The sequence below is a fragment of the Halogeometricum pallidum JCM 14848 genome (genome assembly GCF_000337095.1).
GTDB classification, from domain to species: domain Archaea; phylum Halobacteriota; class Halobacteria; order Halobacteriales; family Haloferacaceae; genus Halogeometricum; species Halogeometricum pallidum.
Genome location: NZ_AOIV01000044.1, coordinates 93330 through 114778, shown reverse-complemented (window position 1 = coordinate 114778; position 21449 = coordinate 93330). Strand labels below are relative to the sequence as shown.

Annotated in this window: 21 protein-coding genes and 1 tRNA gene; 13 read left to right on the top strand and 9 right to left on the bottom strand. The window is 68.8% G+C overall.

What is annotated here, in order from left to right; genetic code table 11:
- Positions 1-93: 93 nt before the first annotated feature.
- A complete protein-coding gene (locus C474_RS19695; protein ID WP_008389949.1) occupies positions 94-1350 on the top strand; it encodes an NAD(P)/FAD-dependent oxidoreductase in 1257 nt (418 codons plus the stop codon).
- Here C474_RS19695 and C474_RS19690 read toward each other — a convergent pair.
- The gene (locus C474_RS19690) at positions 1347-2162 is read right to left on the bottom strand and encodes a BtpA/SgcQ family protein (RefSeq protein ID WP_008389947.1); all 816 of its coding nucleotides are present in this window, start codon (positions 2160-2162) and stop codon (positions 1347-1349) included. The two genes, C474_RS19695 and C474_RS19690, sit on opposite strands and share 4 nt — an antisense overlap.
- Before the next feature lie 89 nt (positions 2163-2251).
- A complete protein-coding gene (locus tag C474_RS19685) occupies positions 2252-2914 on the bottom strand; it encodes a helix-turn-helix domain-containing protein (RefSeq protein WP_008389945.1) in 663 nt (220 codons plus the stop codon).
- Positions 2915-3216: 302 nt separating this feature from the next.
- On the opposite strand from C474_RS19685, the gene C474_RS19680 reads away from it, so the two are divergent.
- On the top strand, positions 3217-3633 hold the full coding sequence (locus tag C474_RS19680; protein WP_008389944.1) for a hypothetical protein: 417 nt from the start codon (positions 3217-3219) through the stop codon (positions 3631-3633).
- A 160-nt stretch (positions 3634-3793) separates the two neighbouring features.
- Here C474_RS19680 and C474_RS19675 read toward each other — a convergent pair whose 3' ends face one another.
- The 3 genes from C474_RS19675 to C474_RS19665 form a co-directional block, all read right to left on the bottom strand.
- The gene (locus tag C474_RS19675) at positions 3794-5767 is read right to left on the bottom strand and encodes a cbb3-type cytochrome c oxidase subunit I (protein ID WP_008389943.1); all 1974 of its coding nucleotides are present in this window, start codon (positions 5765-5767) and stop codon (positions 3794-3796) included.
- Between the two features lie 125 nt (positions 5768-5892).
- On the bottom strand, positions 5893-6348 hold the full coding sequence (locus C474_RS19670; RefSeq protein WP_008389941.1) for a DUF6789 family protein: 456 nt from the start codon (positions 6346-6348) through the stop codon (positions 5893-5895).
- Positions 6349-6480: 132 nt separating this feature from the next.
- A complete protein-coding gene (locus tag C474_RS19665) occupies positions 6481-6699 on the bottom strand; it encodes a DUF1328 domain-containing protein (protein ID WP_008389939.1) in 219 nt (72 codons plus the stop codon).
- 111 nt (positions 6700-6810) lie between these two features.
- Between C474_RS19665 and C474_RS19660 the strand changes: the two genes are divergently transcribed.
- From C474_RS19660 to C474_RS19635, 6 genes are all read left to right on the top strand, one after another.
- A complete protein-coding gene (locus C474_RS19660; protein WP_008389937.1) occupies positions 6811-7671 on the top strand; it encodes a YihY/virulence factor BrkB family protein in 861 nt (286 codons plus the stop codon).
- A 135-nt stretch (positions 7672-7806) separates the two neighbouring features.
- Entirely contained in the window at positions 7807-8859 is a 1053-nt protein-coding gene (locus C474_RS19655) for an ABC transporter ATP-binding protein (protein WP_008389934.1), read from the top strand.
- A 75-nt stretch (positions 8860-8934) separates the two neighbouring features.
- The gene (locus C474_RS19650) at positions 8935-9684 is read left to right on the top strand and encodes an SAM hydrolase/SAM-dependent halogenase family protein (RefSeq protein ID WP_008389932.1); all 750 of its coding nucleotides are present in this window, start codon (positions 8935-8937) and stop codon (positions 9682-9684) included.
- A 1149-nt stretch (positions 9685-10833) separates the two neighbouring features.
- On the top strand, positions 10834-11514 hold the full coding sequence (locus tag C474_RS23230) for an HAD family hydrolase (RefSeq protein ID WP_049917211.1): 681 nt from the start codon (positions 10834-10836) through the stop codon (positions 11512-11514).
- Positions 11511-12482, top strand: a complete 972-nt coding sequence (locus tag C474_RS19640; RefSeq protein ID WP_008389930.1) for a phosphotransferase family protein — start codon at positions 11511-11513, stop codon at positions 12480-12482. The genes C474_RS23230 and C474_RS19640 overlap by 4 nt, the downstream gene beginning before the upstream one ends.
- Before the next feature lie 79 nt (positions 12483-12561).
- Positions 12562-13548 (top strand): bile acid:sodium symporter family protein, encoded by a 987-nt coding sequence (locus C474_RS19635; RefSeq protein WP_008389929.1) that lies wholly within the window; start codon positions 12562-12564, stop codon positions 13546-13548.
- Positions 13549-13582: 34 nt separating this feature from the next.
- Here the strand turns inward: C474_RS19635 and C474_RS19630 are convergent, their stop codons facing one another.
- Positions 13583-15451 carry a glycoside hydrolase family 15 protein gene (locus C474_RS19630; protein ID WP_008389928.1) on the bottom strand — a complete coding sequence of 623 codons (1869 nt, stop codon included), beginning with the start codon at positions 15449-15451 and terminating at the stop codon, positions 13583-13585.
- Between the two features lie 253 nt (positions 15452-15704).
- Here C474_RS19630 and C474_RS19625 point away from each other — a divergent pair, with 253 nt between their 5' ends.
- Entirely contained in the window at positions 15705-16709 is a 1005-nt protein-coding gene (locus tag C474_RS19625; RefSeq protein ID WP_008389927.1) for an SDR family oxidoreductase, read from the top strand.
- Positions 16706-17041, top strand: coding sequence for a hypothetical protein (locus C474_RS19620; protein ID WP_008389926.1), 336 nt, complete (start codon positions 16706-16708; stop codon positions 17039-17041). Before C474_RS19625 ends, C474_RS19620 begins: the two co-directional genes overlap by 4 nt.
- 227 nt (positions 17042-17268) lie before the next feature.
- Here the strand turns inward: C474_RS19620 and C474_RS19615 are convergent.
- Positions 17269-17343, bottom strand: a tRNA-Arg gene (locus C474_RS19615).
- 104 nt (positions 17344-17447) lie between these two features.
- On the opposite strand from C474_RS19615, the gene C474_RS19610 reads away from it, so the two are divergent.
- From C474_RS19610 to C474_RS19600, 3 genes are all read left to right on the top strand, one after another.
- A complete protein-coding gene (locus C474_RS19610) occupies positions 17448-18395 on the top strand; it encodes a geranylgeranylglycerol-phosphate geranylgeranyltransferase (protein ID WP_008389925.1) in 948 nt (315 codons plus the stop codon).
- Between the two features lie 201 nt (positions 18396-18596).
- The gene (locus C474_RS19605) at positions 18597-19208 is read left to right on the top strand and encodes an RAD55 family ATPase (RefSeq protein ID WP_008389924.1); all 612 of its coding nucleotides are present in this window, start codon (positions 18597-18599) and stop codon (positions 19206-19208) included.
- Positions 19209-19277: 69 nt separating this feature from the next.
- Positions 19278-19700: a CoA-binding protein gene (locus C474_RS19600; protein ID WP_008389923.1), complete on the top strand. Its 423-nt coding sequence runs from the start codon at positions 19278-19280 to the stop codon at positions 19698-19700.
- Positions 19701-19706: 6 nt separating this feature from the next.
- Here C474_RS19600 and C474_RS19595 read toward each other — a convergent pair whose 3' ends face one another.
- Entirely contained in the window at positions 19707-20687 is a 981-nt protein-coding gene (locus C474_RS19595) for a PLP-dependent cysteine synthase family protein (RefSeq protein WP_008389919.1), read from the bottom strand.
- A 114-nt stretch (positions 20688-20801) separates the two neighbouring features.
- Positions 20802-21173, bottom strand: a complete 372-nt coding sequence (locus C474_RS19590) for a DUF5798 family protein (RefSeq protein ID WP_008389917.1) — start codon at positions 21171-21173, stop codon at positions 20802-20804.
- Between the last annotated feature and the right edge of the window lie 276 nt (positions 21174-21449).

The following is a 21449-nucleotide window of genomic DNA, read 5'->3' as shown; positions in this document are numbered from 1 at the left end:
GTCGGCGGGTAAGAGTACTGCGCGGGGGGCCACGAGTCGGAGTCTCCTTCGACACCCCACAGGCTCATTGTTCCGTACTCCTACCCTCCCACCATGCGTGTGCTGGTACTCGGCGCGGGATACGCCGGAGTGACGCTCGCCCGCCGTCTCGAATCGCGCCTGCCCGACGGGGCGGAACTCGTCGTCGTCGACGAGGACGCCTCCCATCTCGTGTTGCACGAGGTTCACCGCGTCATCCGCCGCCCCGGACTCGCCGAGACGATTCAGGTGCCCCTCGAAGACCTGTTCGACCGGGCCGAGGTCCGCCTCGCCCGCGTCGACGGCGTCGACAGGGACGCCCGGCGCGTCTCCTTCGCGGACGGGACGACGCTCGACTACGACTACGCCGCAATCTGTCTCGGGTCCGCGACGGCCTACTACGGTCTGCCGGGCGTCGAGGAGCACTCCCTGCCCCTCAAGAGCGTCGCCGACGCCGAGGCAATCCGCGAGTCGTTCCTCGGGGCCGTCGGCGCCGCCGGCCGGAGCGAAGCGGGCGACAGCACCGACGACGGGAGCATCACCATCGACGTCTCCGACGAGGGCGCGATGGAGGCGGAAGCGGGTGACGACGACCCGAGCGCCGCGCCCGCCGGAGACGGGACGGTCAGCGCCGTCGTCGGCGGGGCGGGCCTCTCGGGCGTCCAGACCGCCGGCGAACTCGCCGCCCTCGCCGAGGAGGAGGGCGTCGAGGCGGACGTCACCCTCGTCGAACAACTGGACCACGTCGCGCCGAACTTCCCGAAGAACTTCCGCGAGGCGGTGCGCGAGGCGCTCGAAACCCGCGGCATCGACGTGCGGACCGGCACGTCGGTCGAACGCGTCACCGAGGAGGCGGTCGAAACGGACGCGGGGACGTTCGCCTACGACACGTTCGTCTGGACGGGCGGCATCGCCGGACAGGCCGCGATGGGCGGCGACCGACCGGTCGTCCGGAGCGACCTCCGGTTGGACGAACGGACGTTCGCCGTCGGCGACGCCGCGCGCGTCGTCGACGCCGACGGGGAGGCCGTCCCCGCGTCGGCCTCGGCCGCCCTGCGCGAGGCCCGGACCGTGGCCGACAACCTCGCCGAACTCGTCCGCCACGAGACCGAAGGGGAGACGACCGACTTCGCCCCGCGGATGGAACCGTACCGCTTCGAGGTGCCAGGGTGGATCGTCAGCGTCGGCGACGGGGCAGTGGCCCAACTCGGTCCGACGGTCGTCACCGGGAGCGCGGCGAAGGCGATGAAAGCCTCCGTCGGCGCCGGCCACCTCAGTTCCGTCGGCGCCGTAAAGAACGCCGTGGACCTCGTCGAAGAGGAACTCTCCTAGCTCCGCCCCGCCCGCGCCGCCTCGACGACGGCGCGGACCCGCGACTCCTCGACGGGGGCCGTCGTCTCTCCGCCCTTCTTCAGCGCCGTCCCGACGACGACGCCGTCCGCGTGTTCGAGTGTCGCGGCCGCCGTCTCGGCGGTGACTCCGCTTCCGACCAGCGCCGGCACCCCCGCCGCCTCGGCCGCCTCCGCGACGGTGGCGAGGTCCGCATTGTCGGTTGGTTCGCCCGTTCCCGCTCCCGAGACGACGACGCCGTCGGCGAGTCCGCGGCCGACGACTTCCTCGACGGCCACGTCGAGGGGCGTCTCGCGACCCAGCGGGTCGGAGTGTTTCACGCCCACGTCGGCGAGGACGGCCACGTCCGCGCCGAGCGACTCGCGGAGACGCATCGTTTCGTGGGCGCGCCCCTCGACGAGGCCCTGGTCGGTGACCCGCGCGCCGGCGTGGACGTTCACGCGGACGAACGACGCCTCCGTCGCCGCCGCGACAGAGAGGGCTGCCTCGGCGTCGTTCCGGAGGACGTTGACGCCGACGGACACGTCGACTTCGCGGGCGACGGCGCCGACGACGGCGGTCATGGAGGCGACGGTGTGCTTCGGCACGTCGTCGGGGTAGAAGGGGGCGTCGCCGAAGTTCTCGACCATCACGGCGTCGACGCCACCGGATTCGAGGGCCGCGGCGTCTTCGAGCGCCGCTGTCCGGACGGCGGCGAGGCCGTCGTCGTCGTGGGCCGGCGCGCCGGGAAGCGCGCGGAGGTGGACCATGCCGACGACGGCGCGGTCGGGCAGCGAGAGGGACTGCTCGTGCATACTCGACCGTCGGCGGGTCGGGGAAAAAGCGCACGGACTCGACGCCGGCGTCGGGTCCCGCGGCGGTGCGGTGCCGGACCGGCGCTCGGTCAGTTGAACACGCGCGACCCGGAGGCGAGAGCGTTCTCGACGAGGGTGCCGTGCGCCCGGCGGAGTCGCTCCGAGAGCGCCTGGTGGGTGATGCCCAGTTCGGCGGCGAGTTCGGAGGTGTCGGTGCCGCGGGGGACGTTGTAGAACCCCCGGTCGAGACCGGTGAGAAGGGCGTCGTACTGCTGTTCGGAGAGGCCGAACGAGCGGGTGGCGTCGTCGGCGTCGAGGCTGCGGATGCCCTCTAACTCCACGGTCACCCCGTGGTCGTCGAGGAAGTCGAACGTCACGCCGAGGCAGTCGCGGTTCGGCGCGAGGACGCGGAACTTCCAGGCGCCGTCGGCGCCGCGGGCCGAGAGCACCGTCGCGTCCGTCCCGACGACGGACCCGAGGAGCAGTTCGACGGTCTCGGTCCAGACGACGCGGAACAGGCCGCCGTCCTCGCCGGCCGAGAGGCGTTCGGCTTCGCGGACGGAGTCGTCGTCCTCGAAGGCCGCGGCCGCGGCCTTCGGGTCCGCGCCCGTCGCGGCGAGAAACGGGAAGGGGTCGTCGGGTCCGTGGGCCACGACCGGCGGTACCTCGACGGCGAGTGTCGGAACCGCCTCGAAGGCGTCGCCGAGGAGAAAGTCCGTCGCGTCGGCCTGGAGTGTGGCGATACTCGTCACGGGACGTGCTACGTCGGGGTCCGGTTTCAAAACGACGGCCGTGCTCCGTCTGACGGCGGTCTCGAAATCGGCAGAAAACGGCCGCCGGAGCGCCCGAGGCGTTCGGGAACGCCGTTCATCCGGAAACTGACGGGGACGGGTCCCTCGAACGGCGTTCGGCAGCGTCGGCGGTGAATTTCGTCCGGTGGTGACCCCGTCTTTCTGCTTGCGATTGCGCGTTCGTTTATCTTCGACCGAAGCCGGTCGAACCCTGCACTTGCAGGCGTGAGAGGGGTATGCGTTCCCGGCGAGTATGGAGTGCGATGAACGCAAACAACGACGCAGACGAGGAGCGAGTCCTCTCCGACCTCGAGGAGATGCGGTCGTGGGCCGACAAGACGGGGTCCCGACCGGTCGTCTCCGCGACGCCCGAGGGGTCCTTGGAGCTCCGGTTCACCTCCGAGGAGGACGTTGAGGGCCGAGAACTCGACTGGGAGTCGTTCTTCTCGATGTACGAGGCGTCGGAGGTGGCGTTCGTCGTGGACGACGGCGAAGCGGGACGACAGCGCTTCGTCGACAGCTCCCGCGTGCCGAACGCAGGCGACGAGGACGACGTCCACCCCGACGGCGACAGGCGCGACTTGGACGCCGTCGACCGCGAGACCGACCAGATAGAACGGGAGGCCCGGGAGACGAACAACCCGGACAACCACCGCGACGAGGAGCCGTTCCAGAGCTGAAACCGGAGCCGACTCTCGGTCCGTCGCGGCGCCCCGACGAATTCCCCGTTCCGCAGTCGTCTCTTCCGTTTTCGGCCCCCCGAGCGGAGCGTCCGCTCCGTCCGTGGTTCCGAAAGATGGGTATCGAAAGAGAGCGGGCGCGGCGAGAAGGGAGTTCGTCTCAGTTCTCGGCGTCGCCGGTCGCGGCGTCGGCATCGCCGCCCGAGGCGTCCGGTCCGTCGTCGACTCGTCCGCCGTCGGCGAGCGCCCGGTCCGGGTTCGACAGGTTCTCCGACATCCGCCGCTCGAACCACTGCCACTCGCGAGAGAACTGGTTGGACTCCTTCAGGTTCCACGGGTCCGGGGTCCGGACGACGGGTCCGGTTCGGAAGGAGTTCACCATGTTGAACAGCCAGATACCGACGCTGAGGGCGAGCACGAACGCGCCGACGGTCGCTATCTGCTGGAGGAGCGTGAACTCGACGGGGTAAGACGCCGACCGGCGCGGCAGTCCCATCAGGCCGATGAGGAACAGAGGCATGAACGTCACGTTGACCCCGACGATGCTGAGGACGGCGTGGGCCGTCCCGAGACGCTTGTTGTACATCCGCCCGGTGAAGAGCGGGTACCAGTAGTACGACGCGGCGAACATCGAGAAGGCGATGATGCCGACGACGATGAAGTGGAAGTGCGCCACGACGTAGTAGGTGCCGTGGACGACGATGTCCACCGGGACGGACGCGAGGAAGATGCCCGTCACGCCCCCGACGACGAACAGGCCGATACCGCCGACGAGGAACTGCATCGGCGCTTCCAAGCGGACGTTGCCGTTCCAGAGGGTCGCCATCCAGTTGAACGTCTTGACGGCGCTCGGCACCGCGATGGCGAGCGTGACCACCATGAACGAGGCGCGGAGTCGGGGGTCCATCCCCGTGGCGAACATGTGGTGGGCCCAGACGCCGAACGACAGCACGCCGATGGCGAGCGTCGAGTAGACGATGAACTTGAAGCCGAACAGCTTCCGCCCCGAGAACTTCGGGAGTATCTGGCTCGTCAGCCCGAACGCCGGGAGGACGAGGATGTACACCTCGGGGTGGCCGAAGAACCAGAACAGATGCTGCCAGAGGATGGGGCCGCCGGCTTCGACGGCGAAGAACGTCGTCCCGAAGTTGCGGTCGAACAGGAGCATGAGGACGGCGCTCCCGAGGACGGGAAACGCGAACAGGATGAGGCCGCTCGTCGTCAGGAGAGACCACGTAAGGATGTCGAGGGTGGACCAACTGACCCCCTGTCCGCGTTCGGTGAAGATGGTGACGATGATGTTCACGCCGCCCATTATCGTGGCCAGTCCCGAGAGGTGGAGCCCCAACAGCAGCAGGTCGACCTGCGGGTTGGCCAGTTGGGTCGTCAGCGGCGTGTACAGCGTCCACCCCATCGTCGGCGGTTCGAGCGCGTAGAGGAACTCGATGCGCGGCCCGACGGCGTCGATGACCTTCGCCAACACCTCGGTGAGGAGGCCGGCGCGGACGAGGACGAGCGACGGCGGCAGGAGCCAGAAGGCGATGGCGTTGATGCGCGGGAACGCCATGTCGTCGGCGTCGATGAGAAGCGGGAGGAAGTAGTTTGCCAGCCCGGTGAACACCGGCGTGACGAAGAAGAACAGCATCGTCAGCCCGTGCGTCGTGAACAGACCGTTGTACGTCTCGGCGTTCCAGACGTCGGTGCCGGGGGTGAACAGTTCCGTCCGGATCATCATCGCGTCCGTCGCCCCCCACATGCCGGCCGCGAGGCCGAACAGGAGATAGAGGATGCCGATGTCCTTGTGGTCGACGCTCGTCACCCAGCGCATCAGCCCGTACGGTTTGCTGGTCTTGTGCTCGCGGCCGTACAGCGTACCGATCACGGGTACCCGACCCTCGGAGCCCGAGTCGGCGCGGCGTTCGCCGCCGTCGGTTCGACGCTCCTCGGAGACCTGTCGGTCGTCGGGCGGGTGCCCGTCGTCGGGCCGTTCTTCGCCGCCGTCCGTCCGGAGCGAGGCGGGGTTTCGGGGCGATTCGGTCGTGGTGGGGTCCGTCGACTCGCGGCGGCGCCAGCACGCCCATCCTCCGAGGAGGACACTGGCGACGGCGAGAAGCGGAACGAGCGGCAGAGACATTATCAACTCGCGCGAGAGGCGCGTGAGAGCGACTTAGGACGGTCCGTACATAAGTGGCGAGGCCGTCCCCAGAATCTTGGAACCGTCCTCCTGCGACCGATTGTCGGCCGATACGACGGCTCCGGTCAGCCTCGCAGTTCTGACCCGTCGTCGAACGTCCCGCCCGATGGGGTCCGGCCCGTGAGTCGAGCGTAGACGGCGCCGGTGATGTAGCCGTAGGCGAGGTGGGCGACGAGCGTCAGACCGGCGAAGGCGAACACGATGGCCCCCGAGAGTTCGGCCCGCCCGAGGAGGAAGAACGGAATCCAGAGGAGCACGCCGACGCCCATCCCCTTTATCGCGGGGTCCGCGCCGGGGACGGAGTCCTCGACGGCGACGAACAGGAGGGGCCACGCCAAGGTCCCGGCGGCGACGAAGAGGGCGAACCCGATGGTCGTGCTTCCGGGGACGCCGACGAACCGCGCGACGACGTCGAACATCCCTATCTGCGACCGCGTCTCGACCTCGAAGAGGAGGAGCAGAACGGTCAGAGCGGCGGTGCCGGAGAATCCGCCGGCGACGGCTGCGAGTGGCCGGTTCATGCTCTCCGATTCACGGAACTGTCGAATAAGCCTGACGGGGCAGAGCCGAGGCTAAGCGTCGCCGGACCCGCCGTGAGGGCGGTCCGCGGCGACTCGCGGTCGGGCGCCGTCACGCGCTTCGGCCCTCGGTCCTCACAGGAAGAACGTGAGGATGGCGAGCACCAGGAACACCACGACGAGGATTCGCGCGGCGCTCATGGAGAGACCGGCGACCCCGCGGAACCCGGCGAATCCCGCCAGGATGGCGAGCACCAGGAACGCGATGGCGAGCGTTAGGAGCCCCCCCGACTGCAGGGGAAGGGCGGTTGACGCGGCTGTGAGACCGGCCGTGAACGCTGTGAGTGCGGTCATTGCAGGTTCGACGACTCTCTCGCGACACATAACCATTGTAGCCTTTCGGGAGAAAGTCTCTCGATCCGACTGCTGCGACGATTGATACCGACGTGGTGCCTACGTCGCCCAGTGTTCAGGGCCGATTCCGTCGTTCGGGTGACGAAAGCCGTCGTCGCGGTCAGCCGCGAGAAGAACGTGACGACGCTCGCCGCCAGTCTGTCGTACTACGTGTTCAACGCGTTCGTTCCGACGGTGTTTCTGTTGGTCGTCGGTATCGCCACGTTCGGCAGCGTCGACACGATTTCGCAGGGGCTCGGCCAACTCGTGGGCGTCGACCCCAACCAGTTCCAGCGGGTACTGAAGATGATAGGCGCCGAAACCGACGCCCGCGTCCGGGCGCTGTCGCTGGCCGTCGCCATCGTGGTGTGGAGTTCGCTGAAGAGCCTCCGCTCGATTCAGGACACGTTCGCGGAGGTGTACGGCACGCGCCGTCACACCTCCTTCTGGGGGCGCATCCGCGACACGGGACTCGTCTTCGTCGGCACGACCATCGCGCTCATCGTCGTCTCGTTCGTCTCCGTCGCGCTATCGTTGGTTCTCGGCGGCTGGTGGTCGGTGGCGAGCGGACTGCTCATCTTCGCCTCGCTGGTCGTCGGCTTCTTTCCGATGTACTACTTCTTCCCGGGCGTCGACCAGTCGCCCCGCGAGGCGCTCCCGGGCGTCCTCGTCGCCGCGGCGGCGTGGACCGTCTCCGGGTTCGTCTTCCGCGTGTACGTCGGCCTCTCAGAGAGCGTCCAACTGTACGGCATCGCGGGCGTCGCGCTCATCTTCCTCTCGTGGCTGTACCTCGGCGGACTGGCCATCCTCGTGGGCGTCGTCGTCAACGCCGTCCTCTCGGGGCGCGTCGACGCCGACTTAGACTGGCTCCCGAGCGTTCCCAGCGCCCCCGAAGCGCTCTCCGACGACGACGACGCCGAGACGCGCTCCTGACCGCTCCGACCGGGCGTTTTCGAGCGGGTGATTCGACGGGTATATCACCGATTGGTGACTGGAAGGAGACGATGTCGGTCGCTTCCCACACCCCCCGCGAGGCCGCCGTCCGCGCCGTCCGCGAGGTGACGCCGCGTGGTTGACCTCGAACTCGACGGCGTCCGCCGGGAGTACGCCGGGACGACTGCGCTGGACGGCGTCTCGCTCTCGGTCGCCGAGGGGGAGTTCTTCACGCTGGTCGGCCCCTCCGGGTGCGGGAAGACGACGACGCTCCGTCTCGTCGCCGGGTTGGAGTCGCCCGACGCGGGCGCCGTCCGCTTCGGCGGGGAGGACGTGCGCGGGATGCCGACCGAGGACCGCGACGTGGGCGTCGTCTTCCAGAACTACGCGCTGTTCCCGCACATGAGCGTCCGCGAGAACGTCGCCTACGGCCTGCAGTTCGACGGGCCGCCGCCGGGGACGACGGCGGACGAACGCGTCGCGGAACTGCTGGCGATGGTCGACTTAGCGGGGATGGGCGGCCGCGACCCGGACGAACTCTCGGGCGGCCAACAGCAGCGAGTCGCCCTCGCCCGCGCCCTCGCGCCCGAACCGCACGTCCTCCTCCTCGACGAACCGATGAGCGCCCTCGACGCCCGCCTCCGCGAGCAACTCCGCCGGAGCGTCAAGGGGATTCAGCGGGAACTGGACGTGACGACGCTGTACGTCACCCACGACCAGGAGGAGGCGTTGGCCGTCTCCGACCGCGTGGCCGTGATGAACGCCGGCCGGGTCGAACAGGTCGGCACGCCGCAGGCGATATACCGGCGGCCGGAGACGGCGTTCGTCGCCTCCTTCGTCGGCGACAACAACGTCTTCGAGGGCGAGGTGCTCGAATCCGGAGACGGTTCGACGGTCGTCCGGGTCGCGGACGCCGAGTTCGCGTTGCCCCCCACCGACGCCGAGGCGGGCGAGACGGTCCGCTTCTGCGTGCGTCCGGAACGGCTGTCGGTCGCGGGTCCGCCGACGGGCGCCGCTCCGCCGGGGAACCGCCTGACCGTCGACGTGGAGACGGCCGAATTCCTCGGCGACGTGACCCGACTGTACTGCCGGTGGGCGGGGCGGCAGGTGATCGTCCGGACGTCGGACGTGCCCGACGCCGACCGCCTCGCCGTCGAGTTCGACCCCGCGGCGGCGACGTTCTTCTGAGGAGAATGTCTTCCCGTTCCGAGACGTGCTCCGAAAGCGACAGCGACATACAGCCCGCGCGAGACGCCGCGACCGATGATAACGCTCGCTTCTGACTTCGGGACGCCGTACCCGGCGGCCATGAAAGGCGTGCTGCTCGGACGCACCGACGCCCGACTCGTCGACGTGGGCCACGACTTCCCGAGACAGGACGTGCGCGCGACGGCCTTCTGGCTCCGGGAGGTGCTGCCGTACTTCCCGGCGGCGACGCACCTCGTCGTCGTCGACCCCGGCGTCGGCACCGACCGCGCGGCCCTCGTCGTCGAGGCGGGCGGGCACGCCTTCGTCGCGCCGGACAACGGCGTCGTGATTCCGACCGTCCGCGAACTCGCCGGCGACGAGTTCGCGGTGTACGAAGTCGAGTACGAGGGGACGGCCAGCAACACGTTCCACGGGCGCGACGTGTTCGCGCCTGCCGCGGCAGATGTCCACGACGCACCCGCGGTCACGGCCGTCGACCGAGTCGCGCCGGCCGACGAGTACGTCGACCTCTCGTTCCCGGACCCCGAGGTGGGCGAGGGGACGGCGACGGGCGAGGTACTGGTCGTCGACGGTTTCGGCAACGTCGTCACGAACGTCCCCGGAGAGTTCCTCGACGGCCTCGACCGGGCGCGCGTCGACGGGGAGGTGGCCCCCGTCGGCCGGTCGTACGCCGCCGTCGACCCCGGCGGCCGCGTCGTCACCGTCGGCAGCCACGGCAACGTGGAACTGGCGGTGAACCGCGGCCGCGGCGACGGGGCGTTCGGCCTCGGCGTCGGCGACGCGGTGAGAGTCGAACGCGCGTGAGGCGACCGACGCGCGGTCGCAGTTGACGGAACGGGAACGCTTTTCACGGAGGCGGTCGACGGCCGAGGCGACTTCTCACGGCCGTAGCCGCGGCACTGCGCTCTGCTCTCGGTGCCGCGCCGGCCGGCCGCCGCCCGTCACGCGGCGAACACCATGAGACGAGACGCGCATGAGAGACTCACAGAACGGTTCGAAGACTACCGTATCGTCCGGAAACTCCGTCGCGTGCCGCCGCACGAGGTGTACGAGGCGAGCGTCGACAGCCGTCGCGCCGTCTACAAGGGTGATACCGGACCGACCGGGAACGCGGCCGTCGAGGGGCGCGTGACCGCGCTCGTCGGCAGGGAGACGGCGGTTCCGGTGCCCGAGACTCTTCGCGTCGGTGACGACTGCTACGTCACCGCGTGGCACCCGGACGCGCCGGCGCCCGACTCGTCGGACGAGGCCGACGAGGCGTGGGCGGCGGCCGCCGGTCGCGGATTGGCGACGCTGCACACGGAGACGGAACCGCTGGTCGACGGCTGCGGCCCGTTCCGTGCGGCCGACGGCGGAGTGCGGGTCGAGACGGCGGACGACTGGCACGCGGCGGCCGTCGACCACGTCCGCCACCGCCGGTCGGTCCTCGCCGAGTACGGCCACGCCGACGTCGCCGACGCCGCGGTCGAGTTCCTCCGCGACCGTCCGGACGCCTTCGACGGCGCGGGCGACCCCGTCTGCTGTCACGGGTGGTGGACGCCCGAACACGTCGCCGTCGAGGACGGGCGGGTCGCGTGCGTCGTCGATTTCGAGCACGCGACGGCGGCACCGGGCGAGTGGGACTACTGGCGGACGGTTACGCCAACGTTCGCGGCGTGTGACGAGGACACGACGGCCGCGCGACGAGCGTTCCGGCGCGGTTACGAGTCGGTCCGTCCGTTCTCGCCGGGATTCGAGCGCCGACGGCCGTACTACGGGCTGTTGAACGGCGTCTACTACCTCCAGTCGCTGTACGTGCAGGACCGTCACGGGCCGGCAGCGACAGCGGAGCGTGCAGCGCGGTTCCGAGCGCGGATATTCGAGACGATATCGGAGCTCGACCGAGGGCGACTCGGACGGACGGCGCACCCGTCACGCCGAGTCGCTTTTGCGCGCCACACCCCTACGTCAGTTATGAGCCGCTTCGACGCCGTCCTGTTCGACCTCGACGGAACGCTGTGCGAGAACGAGCAGGACGTCGAACACCTCTACTTCGGGGCGTTCGAGCGGGCGGAGGTGGAACCGTTCGGCGCCCCGAGCGACCTGTGGGCGGTGCTCGAGGGCCCGCCGACCACGCCGGACGAGTTCGAGTACTACCGCGAGGGTTTCCGGACGGTCGCCGCTGAACACGGTCGGGCGGAGGCCGACGTGAGCGCCGTGGCCCGCGAGTTCGTCGACGGCATCGACTACGGGGCCGTCTCGCTCCTCGGCGGGGCCGAGGCGGCGCTTGCGGACGCCGGCGTCGGCCACCGCGTGGGTTTGATGACCAACGGCCCCGAGTACCGCCAGTCGGTGAAACTGGAGGCGCTGGGTCTGGAGGACGCCTTCGAGGTGGTCGTCTACGCCGGCGACATGGAGCGACGGAAGCCCCACACCGACCCGTTCGACCGGGCGGTCGAGGCGCTGGGCGTCGACGCGTCCGCGACGCTGTACGTCGGGAACTCGCTGAAGTACGACGTGGCCGGCGCGCGCGAGGCGGGCCTGCCCGTCGCGTGGTACCCCGACGGCGACGCCGACCCCGGGTCGTACGACCCCGACTACGTCGTCGAGTCGCTCGCGGAACTCGCCGATGTACTGGACGGGACGGTCGAGTGAACGACGACGACGACGTAGCCGCGGTGCTCGACCGGGAGTTCCCCGCCCGGACCGTCACGGAGACGACGCCGTCGCGGCGCGGCAACACGAAGGAGACGACGCTGGTCCGGTTCGCCGACGGCGAAGGTGCGGTCGTGCAGTTCGCCGCGGACGCCGACGCCTTCCGGACCGAACTCGCACTCGCCCGCGCGGTCCGAGAACGGACCGCGGTGCCGACGCCGCGAATCCTCGCCGACGGGTCGCTGGCGGGACGGCCGTACGCGGTCGCGGCACTGGTCGACGGCGTCGACCTGCACGAGCGGTTCTCGCGGGTCTCCTCGGCGACGCGACGACGGCTGAGCCGGCGGTTCGGCCGCTCGCTCGCGGCGCTCCACGAATCGTTCGCCTTCGAGGGCTACGGCGCCGTCCGCGTCGACGGCGGGAGCGACGGGGAGGACGCGGGCGCCGCCTTGCGCGCCGACGGCGCCGAGTCGTGGCCGTCGTGGTTCGACGCCCACGTCCGCGAGGGAATCGACGCGCTCCCGGCGGCGTTCGACGACGTTCGCGAGGAACTCCTCGCCGGTCTCGACGGCGCCTCCCTCTCCCGGAACCCGACGCCGCGGCTGTACCCGTGGGACCTCCGGCCCGGAAACGCCGTCTTCGACGGCGACGATGTGGCCGCGGTTCTCGACTGGGGCGGGCCGCTGTCGGCGGCGGCGGGCCTCGCAGCGGCCAAGGTCGAACACCTCGTCGCCGACTGGTACGTCGCCGACGGCGCGCCGCTTCGAACCGCGTTCCGTGAGGGCTACCGCTCGGTGCGTCCGTATCCGGAGGTTCCCCCCGTCTACCGACTCGCGGCGGTGGTCCGCTCGGCGGTGGACTCGCACGGCGTCGTGACGCGACCGCGGTACCCCGAACTGGAAGGGGAGGCGGCCGTCGAGTTCCACCGCGAGCGGATGCGCGAGTGGCTGTCGTCCGCCGAGGACTGAGCCGGATTCAGAGACGTATTTTCAGCAAGCCGAGTCTTGATGCGTCGGCCCCCGGAACGGCTCCCCCGGTGACCGACGGATGAGCCTACAGACGACGCTGGAACGAATCGGCGACTTCACGAGCAAGTACTTCGTCCTCTGGGTGGTGGCGGTGGCACCGCTGGCGCTGTACTCGCCGGGGGCGTTCACGCCTATCGCCCCCTACATCACGCCGCTTCTGGGAGTGATCATGTTGGGGATGGGGCTGACGTTGACGCCCGCAGACTTCCGCCGGGTCGTCGACCGCCCGCGCGACGTGTTCGTCGGTGCGGCGAGCCAGTGGCTGTTGATGCCGCTTTTCGCGTACGTCCTCGTCGCGCTCCTCGGGTTGCCGCCGGAGATAGGCGTCGGGCTGATTCTCGTCGGCGCGGCGCCGGGCGGCACCGCCTCGAACGTGATGACCTACCTCGGACGCGGCGACGTGGCGCTGTCGGTGACGATCACCTCGGTGACGACCGTCGCCGCGCCGGTGGTGATGCCGGCGTGGATCGTCCTGCTCGCGGGCGAGTCCATCTCGGTGACGTTCGCGGAGATTGCCACCTCCATCGTGCAGGTGGTTCTCCTGCCCGTCGTCGGCGGATTGCTCCTCCGATACGTCCTCGACCGGTACGCGCCGGCCGTCGCCCGGGCGGGCGTCTCCATCTTCCCGGCGGTCAGCGTCGTCGCCATCGTCGCCATCATCGCCGCCGTCGTCGGACTGAACGTAACGACCATCCTCTCGACGGGTCTCGTCGTCTTCCTCGCCGTCGTCCTCCACAACGGCCTCGGCCTCGGGTCGGGCTACGGTATCGGGTGCGCCAGCGGGATGCCGGAAGACCGCGCCCGGACGTGCGCGTTCGAGGTCGGTTTGCAGAACAGCGGGCTAGCCGTCGCGCTGGCGACGGCACACTTCAGTCCGAGCGCCGCTCTGATTCCGGCGTTGTTCAGCGTCTGGCACAACGTCTCGGGGCCGGCGCTGGCGACGCTGTTCTCGAGGATGGACGAGAACCCCGAGTCGGGCGACGGGTCGGCGTCGACGGCCGACTGAGCGGAACGGAGGAGTCGTCCCCGCGGCGACGCCCTCAGGACTTCGAGATGGAGCCCCGACCGGCGTCGGAATCGCCGAACGACTGGATGCCGAGGGGGTCCTCCATCTCCTCGCCCTCCTCGGCCGCCTTCAGGTAGAGCGCGGCGTTGATGACGCCGAGGTGGCTGAACCCCTGCGGGAAGTTCCCGAGCAGGTCGCCGGAGTCGGGGTCGACCTCCTCGGAGAGGAGTCCGAGCGGCGAGACGTGGTCGTTCGCCGCCTCGAACACCTCCCACGCCTCCTCCAGTCGGTCGGAGAGCGCGAGGCAACTGACGAGCCAGTACGAGCAGGCGACGAAGGCTCCCTCCTCGCCGGGGAGGGGGTCCTCCTCGTACCGGCAGACCAGCCCGTCCCCGCGGCCGAGTTCCGACCAGACCGTGTCGATGGTCGATTGGACCCGCTCGTCGTCGAACGGGAGCATCCCCGAGAGGGGGAGCATCAGGACGGAGGCGTCGAGTTGCTCGTTTCGGAACGACTGGGTGAAGCTCCCCCGCTCCTCGTCGTACCCCTTCTCGATGACCGCCTGCTTTATCTCGTCGCGCGCCTCCGACCACCGCTCGACCGGGGCGTCGAACTCCTCGTCCGCCGCGATTTCGAGCGCCCGGTCGAGCGCGATCCAGCACATCACCTTCGAGTGGACGAAGTGCCGCTGGTTGTCTCGAAGCTCCCAGATGCCGGCGTCCGTTCGGTCCCACGCCTCGCAGACGTGGTCGACGATGCCCTTGATTGCCTCCCAGTCGTCGTCGTCGAGTTCGTGTCGCGCTTCCGCGAGGTGGTACACCGCGAGGATGAGTTCGCCGTACACGTCGAGTTGCGTCTGCCCGCTGGCCTGGTTGCCGATGCGGACGGGGGTGGAGCCGCGGTACCCCTCGAAGTAGTCGAGCGTCTCCTCCTCCAAGTCGCCGTGGTCGAGGCTGTAGAGCGGCCGTATCTCCTCGGGGTCGCGCTCGCGGCTGACCTGGAGGAAGTCCTCGATGTACTCGCGGGTCTCGCGTTCGTGACCGAGGTTGACGAGCGCGCGGGTGGTGAACGCGCCGTCGCGTATCCACGAGTAGCGGTAGTCCCAGTTGCGCACGCCGCCGATGACTTCCGGCAGCGACGCGGTGGGCGCGGCGGCGATGGCGCCGGTGTCGCGGAAGGTGAGCAGTTTGAGCACGATGGCAGAGCGCGTAACGAGGTCGTGGGCGTACCCTTCGAGCGGACAGTCCCCGCCGCAGTCGTGCGTCCACCCCTGCCAGTAGGAGGCGGTCTGTTCTAACAGCGACTCGCAGCGGTCGTCGTCGGTCGGCACCTCCATCCCGTACTGGAGGACGTACCAGCGGTCCTCGTCCGCCGAGAGGTCGACCGTCGCCGTCGCGTTCGTCCCCGCCTCGTTCACGTCGAGGTCCGTGGGACTGACGAGGAACAGCCGCGTCTCGTCCCCGCTGGCGACGGCGCCGTTGTCAGTCGATTCGACGTGCGTGTCCGCCCGGACGAAGTCGAACCGGGGTTCGAAGACCACGTCGAGTTCGACCTCCCCCTCGGTGCAGGCGACCCGTCGGTAGATTCCCTGTACCTTCGGGTTCGAGGGGTCACTCTCGCCCACGAACGGCATGAAGTCGGTGACGGTCACCGTCCCGGAGTCCGTCTCGAACGTCGTCTGCAGGACCGCCGTCTCATCGAGATAGGCCTGTTCGCTCTCGTACTCGCCCGTCGGCCGTATCGAGAAGTGTCCGCCGCCGGGGTCGAGGAGGCGGGCGAACACGCCCGGAGAGGACACCGTCGGGAGGCAGCACCAGTCGATGGCTCCGTCGGCGCCGACGAGGGCCGTCGTCTCTAAGTTACCGATAGCTCCGTACTCCTCGAGCGGTGTGTACTCACTCATCGTTCTGGGTGGTCCCCCGCCGGTTCGCCGGCGGACCGTTCTACCCGTGCGTGGGTTACGAGGGATTCTAACGGTGGTGGCCGCTCACAACCCGCACCGTACCGCAGTACCCCGTGTCACGTTCGCCGTCCGCGCTCGCGCCCACTCCCGAACCCGATCTCTGACCGGCCACACGAAAGAAGTAATTCCCGAGAGAACGCCGAAGAGAGACGATGAGACGACACGCACCGAACGTCGCGGGAGGGAGAGGTCGATGAGTTCGACTGACCGCTCGGAAGTGGTCGTCATCACGGGGTCCTCCTCCGGCATCGGGCGGGCGACCGCTCACGAGTTCGCCGAGGACGGTGCCCGGGTAGCGTTGCTCGCGCGGAACGAGGAGCGTCTCGAAAACGCGAAGGAGGAAGTCGAAGAACGCGGCGGGAAGGCGCTGACCATCCCGACCGACGTCAGCGAGTACGACGAGGTCGAGGCGGCCGCAGAAGAGGTCGAAGAGGAGTTCGGCCCCATCGACACTTGGGTCAACGCGGCGATGGCCACGGTGTTCGGCGAGTTCACCGAGGTCGAACCCGAGGAGTTCGAGCGAGCGACCGACGTGAACTACCTCGGCTTCGTCAACGGGTCGCACGTCGCCCTGAACCGGATGGTGCCGCGCGACAGCGGCACCCTCGTCCAGGTCGGGTCGGCGCTGGCGTACCGGGGTATCCCGCTGCAGTCGGCCTACTGCGGGTCGAAGTTCGCCATCCGCGGGATGACCGACTCCATCCGCACCGAACTGCTCCACAACGACAGCGACGTGCACGTGACGACGGTCCACCTCCCGGGCGTCAACACGCCGCAGTTCGACCAGGTGCGACTCCACGTCGACAAACTCCCCCGACCGGTCGCGCCCGTCTTCCAACCCGAAGTCGCCGCCGACAGCATCCACTGGGCGGCCCACCACGAGCGGCGCGAGGTGTACGTGGGACGCTCGACGGTCAAGACCATCTGGGGGAACAAGATAGCGCCGTGGCTCGCGGACCGCCTGCTCGCCAAGCAGGGCTACAGCGGCCAGTTCCGCGACGAGGACGTCCCCGACGACTACGAGGACTACCTGTTCGAGCCGAAATCGGGCGACCGAGGCACGCACGGTTCGTTCGACGACGAGGCCGAGGCGGGGAGCCTCCAACTCCAACTCACGAAGCACCGCGAGGCTATCGGTGCGGTCCTCGGCGTCCTCGCGCTCCTCGCGGCAAAACTCTACGTCGGTGACGACGAATGAGACGCGCCGCGTTAGTCCGGGCCGCGTACGGCGCGGTGCTCCTCTTGGCCCCCGACTCGCTGGTCGAAGGCGTCGCCGGCGGCGAGACGGGGAGGGTCTTCTCCGTCCTTCGACGGCTGCTGGGCGTTCGACACCTGCTCCAAGCGTTCGTGCTCCGGGACGCCGAGTGCTCGCTGGCGAAGGGCGCCGGCGCCGGGACGGACTTGATTCACGCCGCCAGCCTGTTGCCGTTCGTCGCGCTCGACGGGTCGAAACGGCGCGTGTACGTCGTCGACTTCGTAGTGGAGGTGGCGTTCGCTGCGGTGGACGTGCGGTCGGCGTTGAATGACTGAAGATTATCGACGGTCGTTTTGTCGGTGGAGTTTCGACGCTGCGGAGCGTCGTCGGGAAGCAGTAGAGGGCGATATCCGCCGAAGGTCCTGCTGACTGGAAGCCTTGAGACCGCGAGCGAGGCCGAAGGCCGAGTCTCGCGGGACTTTTTGGTCCAGATTTTTGCGAGGAGCGGTTCCCGCAGCGAGCCGAAGGCTCGCGAGGAAACCCCACGAAGCAAAAAGGTGGATGGGCGCTACAGGATTTGAACCCGTGGCAACTTGGTCCGAAGCCAAGCACTCTGTCCAGACTGAGCTAAGCGCCCTCACTCATTCGTACCGGCGCGGTGTAATTTAAACCCACGGATTCCGTTCGCCGAACCCGCCGACTCCGCGTCATTTATCATCGCGGGACGGGCACGTTCCGCGTATGCCACCCGCCGGGGAGTCCGAGTCCGCCGAGGGGCCCGGCGACGGCGACGCGGCGGCGTCCGGAAACGGTCCGGCCGGCGAGGCATCCGCGGAGTCGACCGGGACGGCCCGGGGTCTGCTGGAACTCACGCGCCCCGGCAACACCGTCTCGGCGGGCGTCCTCACGTTCACCGGGTCGTTCGTCGCGGCGGGCGTGTTCGCCTCGCCGTTCCGCGTCGCCGCGGCGGTTCTCGCGACGGTGTTCGCCACGGGCGCCGGGAACGCGGTGAACGACTACTTCGACCGGGAGATAGACGCCATCAACCGACCGGACCGGCCCATCCCGCGCGGTGCGGTGAGTTCGCGCGGCGCCCTGGCGTTCAGTGTCGCCCTGTTCCTCGGCGCCGTCGTCTGCGCGGCGTTGCTCCCCCTCGAAGCCCTCGGCATCGCAGTGGTGAACCTCTTAGCCCTCGTCGCGTACACGGAGTACTTCAAGGGACTGCCCGGGGTGGGGAACGTCGTCGTCGGCTACCTCACGGGGTCGACGTTCCTGTTCGGCGCCGCCGCGGTGGGCGACCCGTTCGACCGGAGCGTCCTCGTGCTGTTCGGCCTCGCCGCGTTGGCGACGTTCACCCGCGAAGTCGTCAAGGACGTGGAGGACGTCGCGGGCGACAGAGAGGAGGGACTGCGAACGCTCCCCATCGTCGTCGGCGAACGCGTCGCCCTCGGCGTCGGCCTCGTAGCGATGGTCGTCGCGACGGCGGCGAGCGCCTTCCCGTATCTGGAGAGCGGGTTCGGTATCGCCTACCTCGCCTTGGTCGTTCCCGCGGACCTCCTGATGTTGGCCGCGTGCGTCCGGTCGTTCGCGGACCCCTCGGTCGCACAACGACGTCTCAAGCGCGGGATGCTGCTCGCCACGGCGGCGTTCATCGCGGGGCGAGTATTTATGCCAGCCGGTCCAATCTAATATTATCACGAGATGAGAAGAACGAACGATTCGCCACCTCATTCGACAGCACAGGGACATCTCACTCGAACCGGACGGTCATCGAATCAAAAAGAATAATATCGATTCACGATATGTTACATCGTCTAATGGCTATCGGCGAGGTCACATCCCTTGGGAGCGAGTATCTACCGGTCGGTCGGCCGGCACAGAGGCACCCGCATGTATGACCTCTCACCGGCGCTGGACGCCGACGTCTCCCCGGGGACAAACCTTCTCATCAGCGGACCGCCGCTCACGGGGAAGCGCTCGCTCGCGCTGGATATCCTCGCGCAGGGCGCCGACGGCGGCGACGGCGCCATCATCGTCACCACGAAAGACGGCGCCAAGCGCATTCTCTCGGACTTCGAGAAACGCACTCCCTACGACGGAAAACCCGTAGCCGTCGTCGACTGCGTGACGCGCCAGCAGGGCGTCAACGACATCCGCGACGACGACCGGATCAAATACACCTCTTCGCCGGTGGACATGACCGGAATCGGTATCAAACTCTCCGAGTTCCTGCAGGCGTTCTACCAGGACCGCAACATCGAGCAGAACCGCATCATGCTCCACTCGCTGTCGACGCTGCTGATGTACGCGGACCTCCAGACGGTGTTTCGCTTCCTCCACGTCTTCACCGGGCGCATCCAGAGCGTCGACGGCCTCGGCCTGTTCGCCATCGACGCCAGCGCGCACGACGACCAGACGATGAACACGCTCAAGCAGTTGTTCGACGGCATCGTCACGACCTACGAGAACGACGACCCCGAGATCCGACTCGCCTCGGACTGACCGACCTCTCGGGCGTCGACTCCGCACTCGCGCCGACGCTTTTTGCCCGTGGGCCGCCTGTCTCCGCGCATGGTGAGCGACGACGACCTCAGAGAGATGCTCGACGCCGACACCGTCGCCGTCGTCGGCTGTTCGACGACCGAGGGAAAAGCGGCCCACGAGATACCGGCGTATCTCCAGCGACACGGCTACCGCGTGATTCCGATCAACCCGTTCGCCGACGAGATTCTCGGCGAGACGGCGTACGACTCGCTGGCGGACGTGCCCGAGGACGCCGACGTCGACCTGGTGGACGTGTTCCGACCCAGCGAGGAGGCGGGCGATATCGTCGATGCGGCGATAGAACGGCACGAGTCCGTCGGCGACGTGCGGTCGGTGTGGCTCCAACTCGGCATCACTGACGACGAGGCGGGCGAACGGGCGCGCGAGGCGGGTCTCGCGTTCGTGCAGGACAAGTGCATGAAGGTCGAGCACGGACGTCTCGTCCGCTGAGACCGGTCACCCCTCCCACGACTCGAAGTCGCCGTAGATACCCTTCGAGAGGTATCGCTCGCTGGAATCGGGGAAGACGGTGGCGACCGAATCGTGGGGAGCGTCCACCTCGCCGTCGCGGATTCGCTCGGCCACGTCGCACGCGGCGAGACTCGCCGCGGCGGCGGAGGAGGCGACGAGGTGGCCCTCCTCGCGGGCGAGTCGCTGGACCTCCGCGTGCGCGTCGCGGTCGGCTATCTGCACCACCTCGTCGACGAGTTCGGGGTCGAACAGTTCGTTCGTCGAGGTGTCGTGCGTCCCGATGCCTTCGGTCTTGTACGCGTCCTCCTCCTCGTCGTCGCCCTTCAGCGTCGCGTACAGCGACCCCTCGGGTTCGACGGCGACGACGTGCGTGTCGGGGTTCTGTTCGAGGGCGTACTCGGCGATGCCCATCAGCGTCCCGGCCGTGCCGCACCCGGCGACGACGGCGCCCACCTCGCCGTCGAGGGCGTCGTACATCTCGGGGCCGGTGGTCGCGTAGTGCGCCTCCACGTTCAGCGGGTTCGAGAACTGCTGGGGGACGACGGCGCCGTCCGTCTCCGCGGCGATGGCGTGCGCCCGGTCGATGGCGCCGCCCATGCCGTCCTCGCTGGGCGTGTTGACCACCGTCGCGCCGAGAGCGCGCATGAGTTGCTGTTTCTCGACGCTGAACCGTTCGGGGACGACGAACACCGCCTCGACTCCCAGTTGGCCGGCGGCGACGGCGAAGCCGATGCCGGTGTTGCCGGCCGTCGGTTCGACGATGGTTCCGCCCTCCGGGAGCGTCCCGTCTTCGAGCATCCGTTCGAGCATGTACTTCCCGATGCGGTCCTTGACGCTCGCGCCCGGATTGAACGACTCCAGTTTGGCGTAGACGGGCACCTCGTCGGGGGAGGCGTGAACGCGGACGAGGGGCGTCTCGCCGACGGCGTCGAGGACCGAGGCGAGCGGTTCCCGGTGCGTTGTCATGCGCTGGCAAATGTTGCCCCAGCACCTCAAAGTTCCCATCCGGCCGTCGGTCGCTGCGCTGTCGGGTGAGTTTCGTCGCGTCGCCGCGAGAAGTGGTCCGCGCGTCCGTCGGCGTCAGTTCGAACCGCTCGTACCGGCCGTGTTGTCGTCCTCGTCGACGGGTACCTCCTCGTCCGTCCCGACGTCCGTCGCCGCCTCGCCGGTCAGGTCGTCGCTCGCGGCGTCCGACCCGGCCGTCTCCGCCTCGGCGATGTGCGCGTTGGCGGTGACGCTCTCGACGTCGATTCCCTCTCGTTCCGCGAGCGCCTCCAGCAACGCGCGCTGCTCGGCGTTCTCGACTTCGAGTTGGTCGACGCGCGCCTTCGTCGCCTGCGTCGTCTTGCGCATCTCCGCGAGTTGGTCGCGCAGTTCGTTCAGTCGAGCGTACACGTCCTCGGCCATCTCGGCCACTTTCTGGAGTTTCTTCGCCGTCCCTCCGATTCCCATGCACTGGGGTGTGCGCTCCGGGCTTGTGTGCGTTCCGCTTTCGGCGACTCCCGGGGACGGGCATCGGGGCGTGACGGCCTTACCCCTCCTCGATGCCGCGCGACGCGTCTTGCGAATCGCCAACCTACCGGAGTTTATTTCCGCTTTCTTGGACAGAAAATGACACGCATATTTCGTAATATCCCGGTCGGCGCCGGGCGTTCTCTCGCGAGCGTTCTCGGCCGAATCGCGTCGTAGGTGGACCCGCTAGACTCCCGCTAGTTCGGAGCAGAGGCA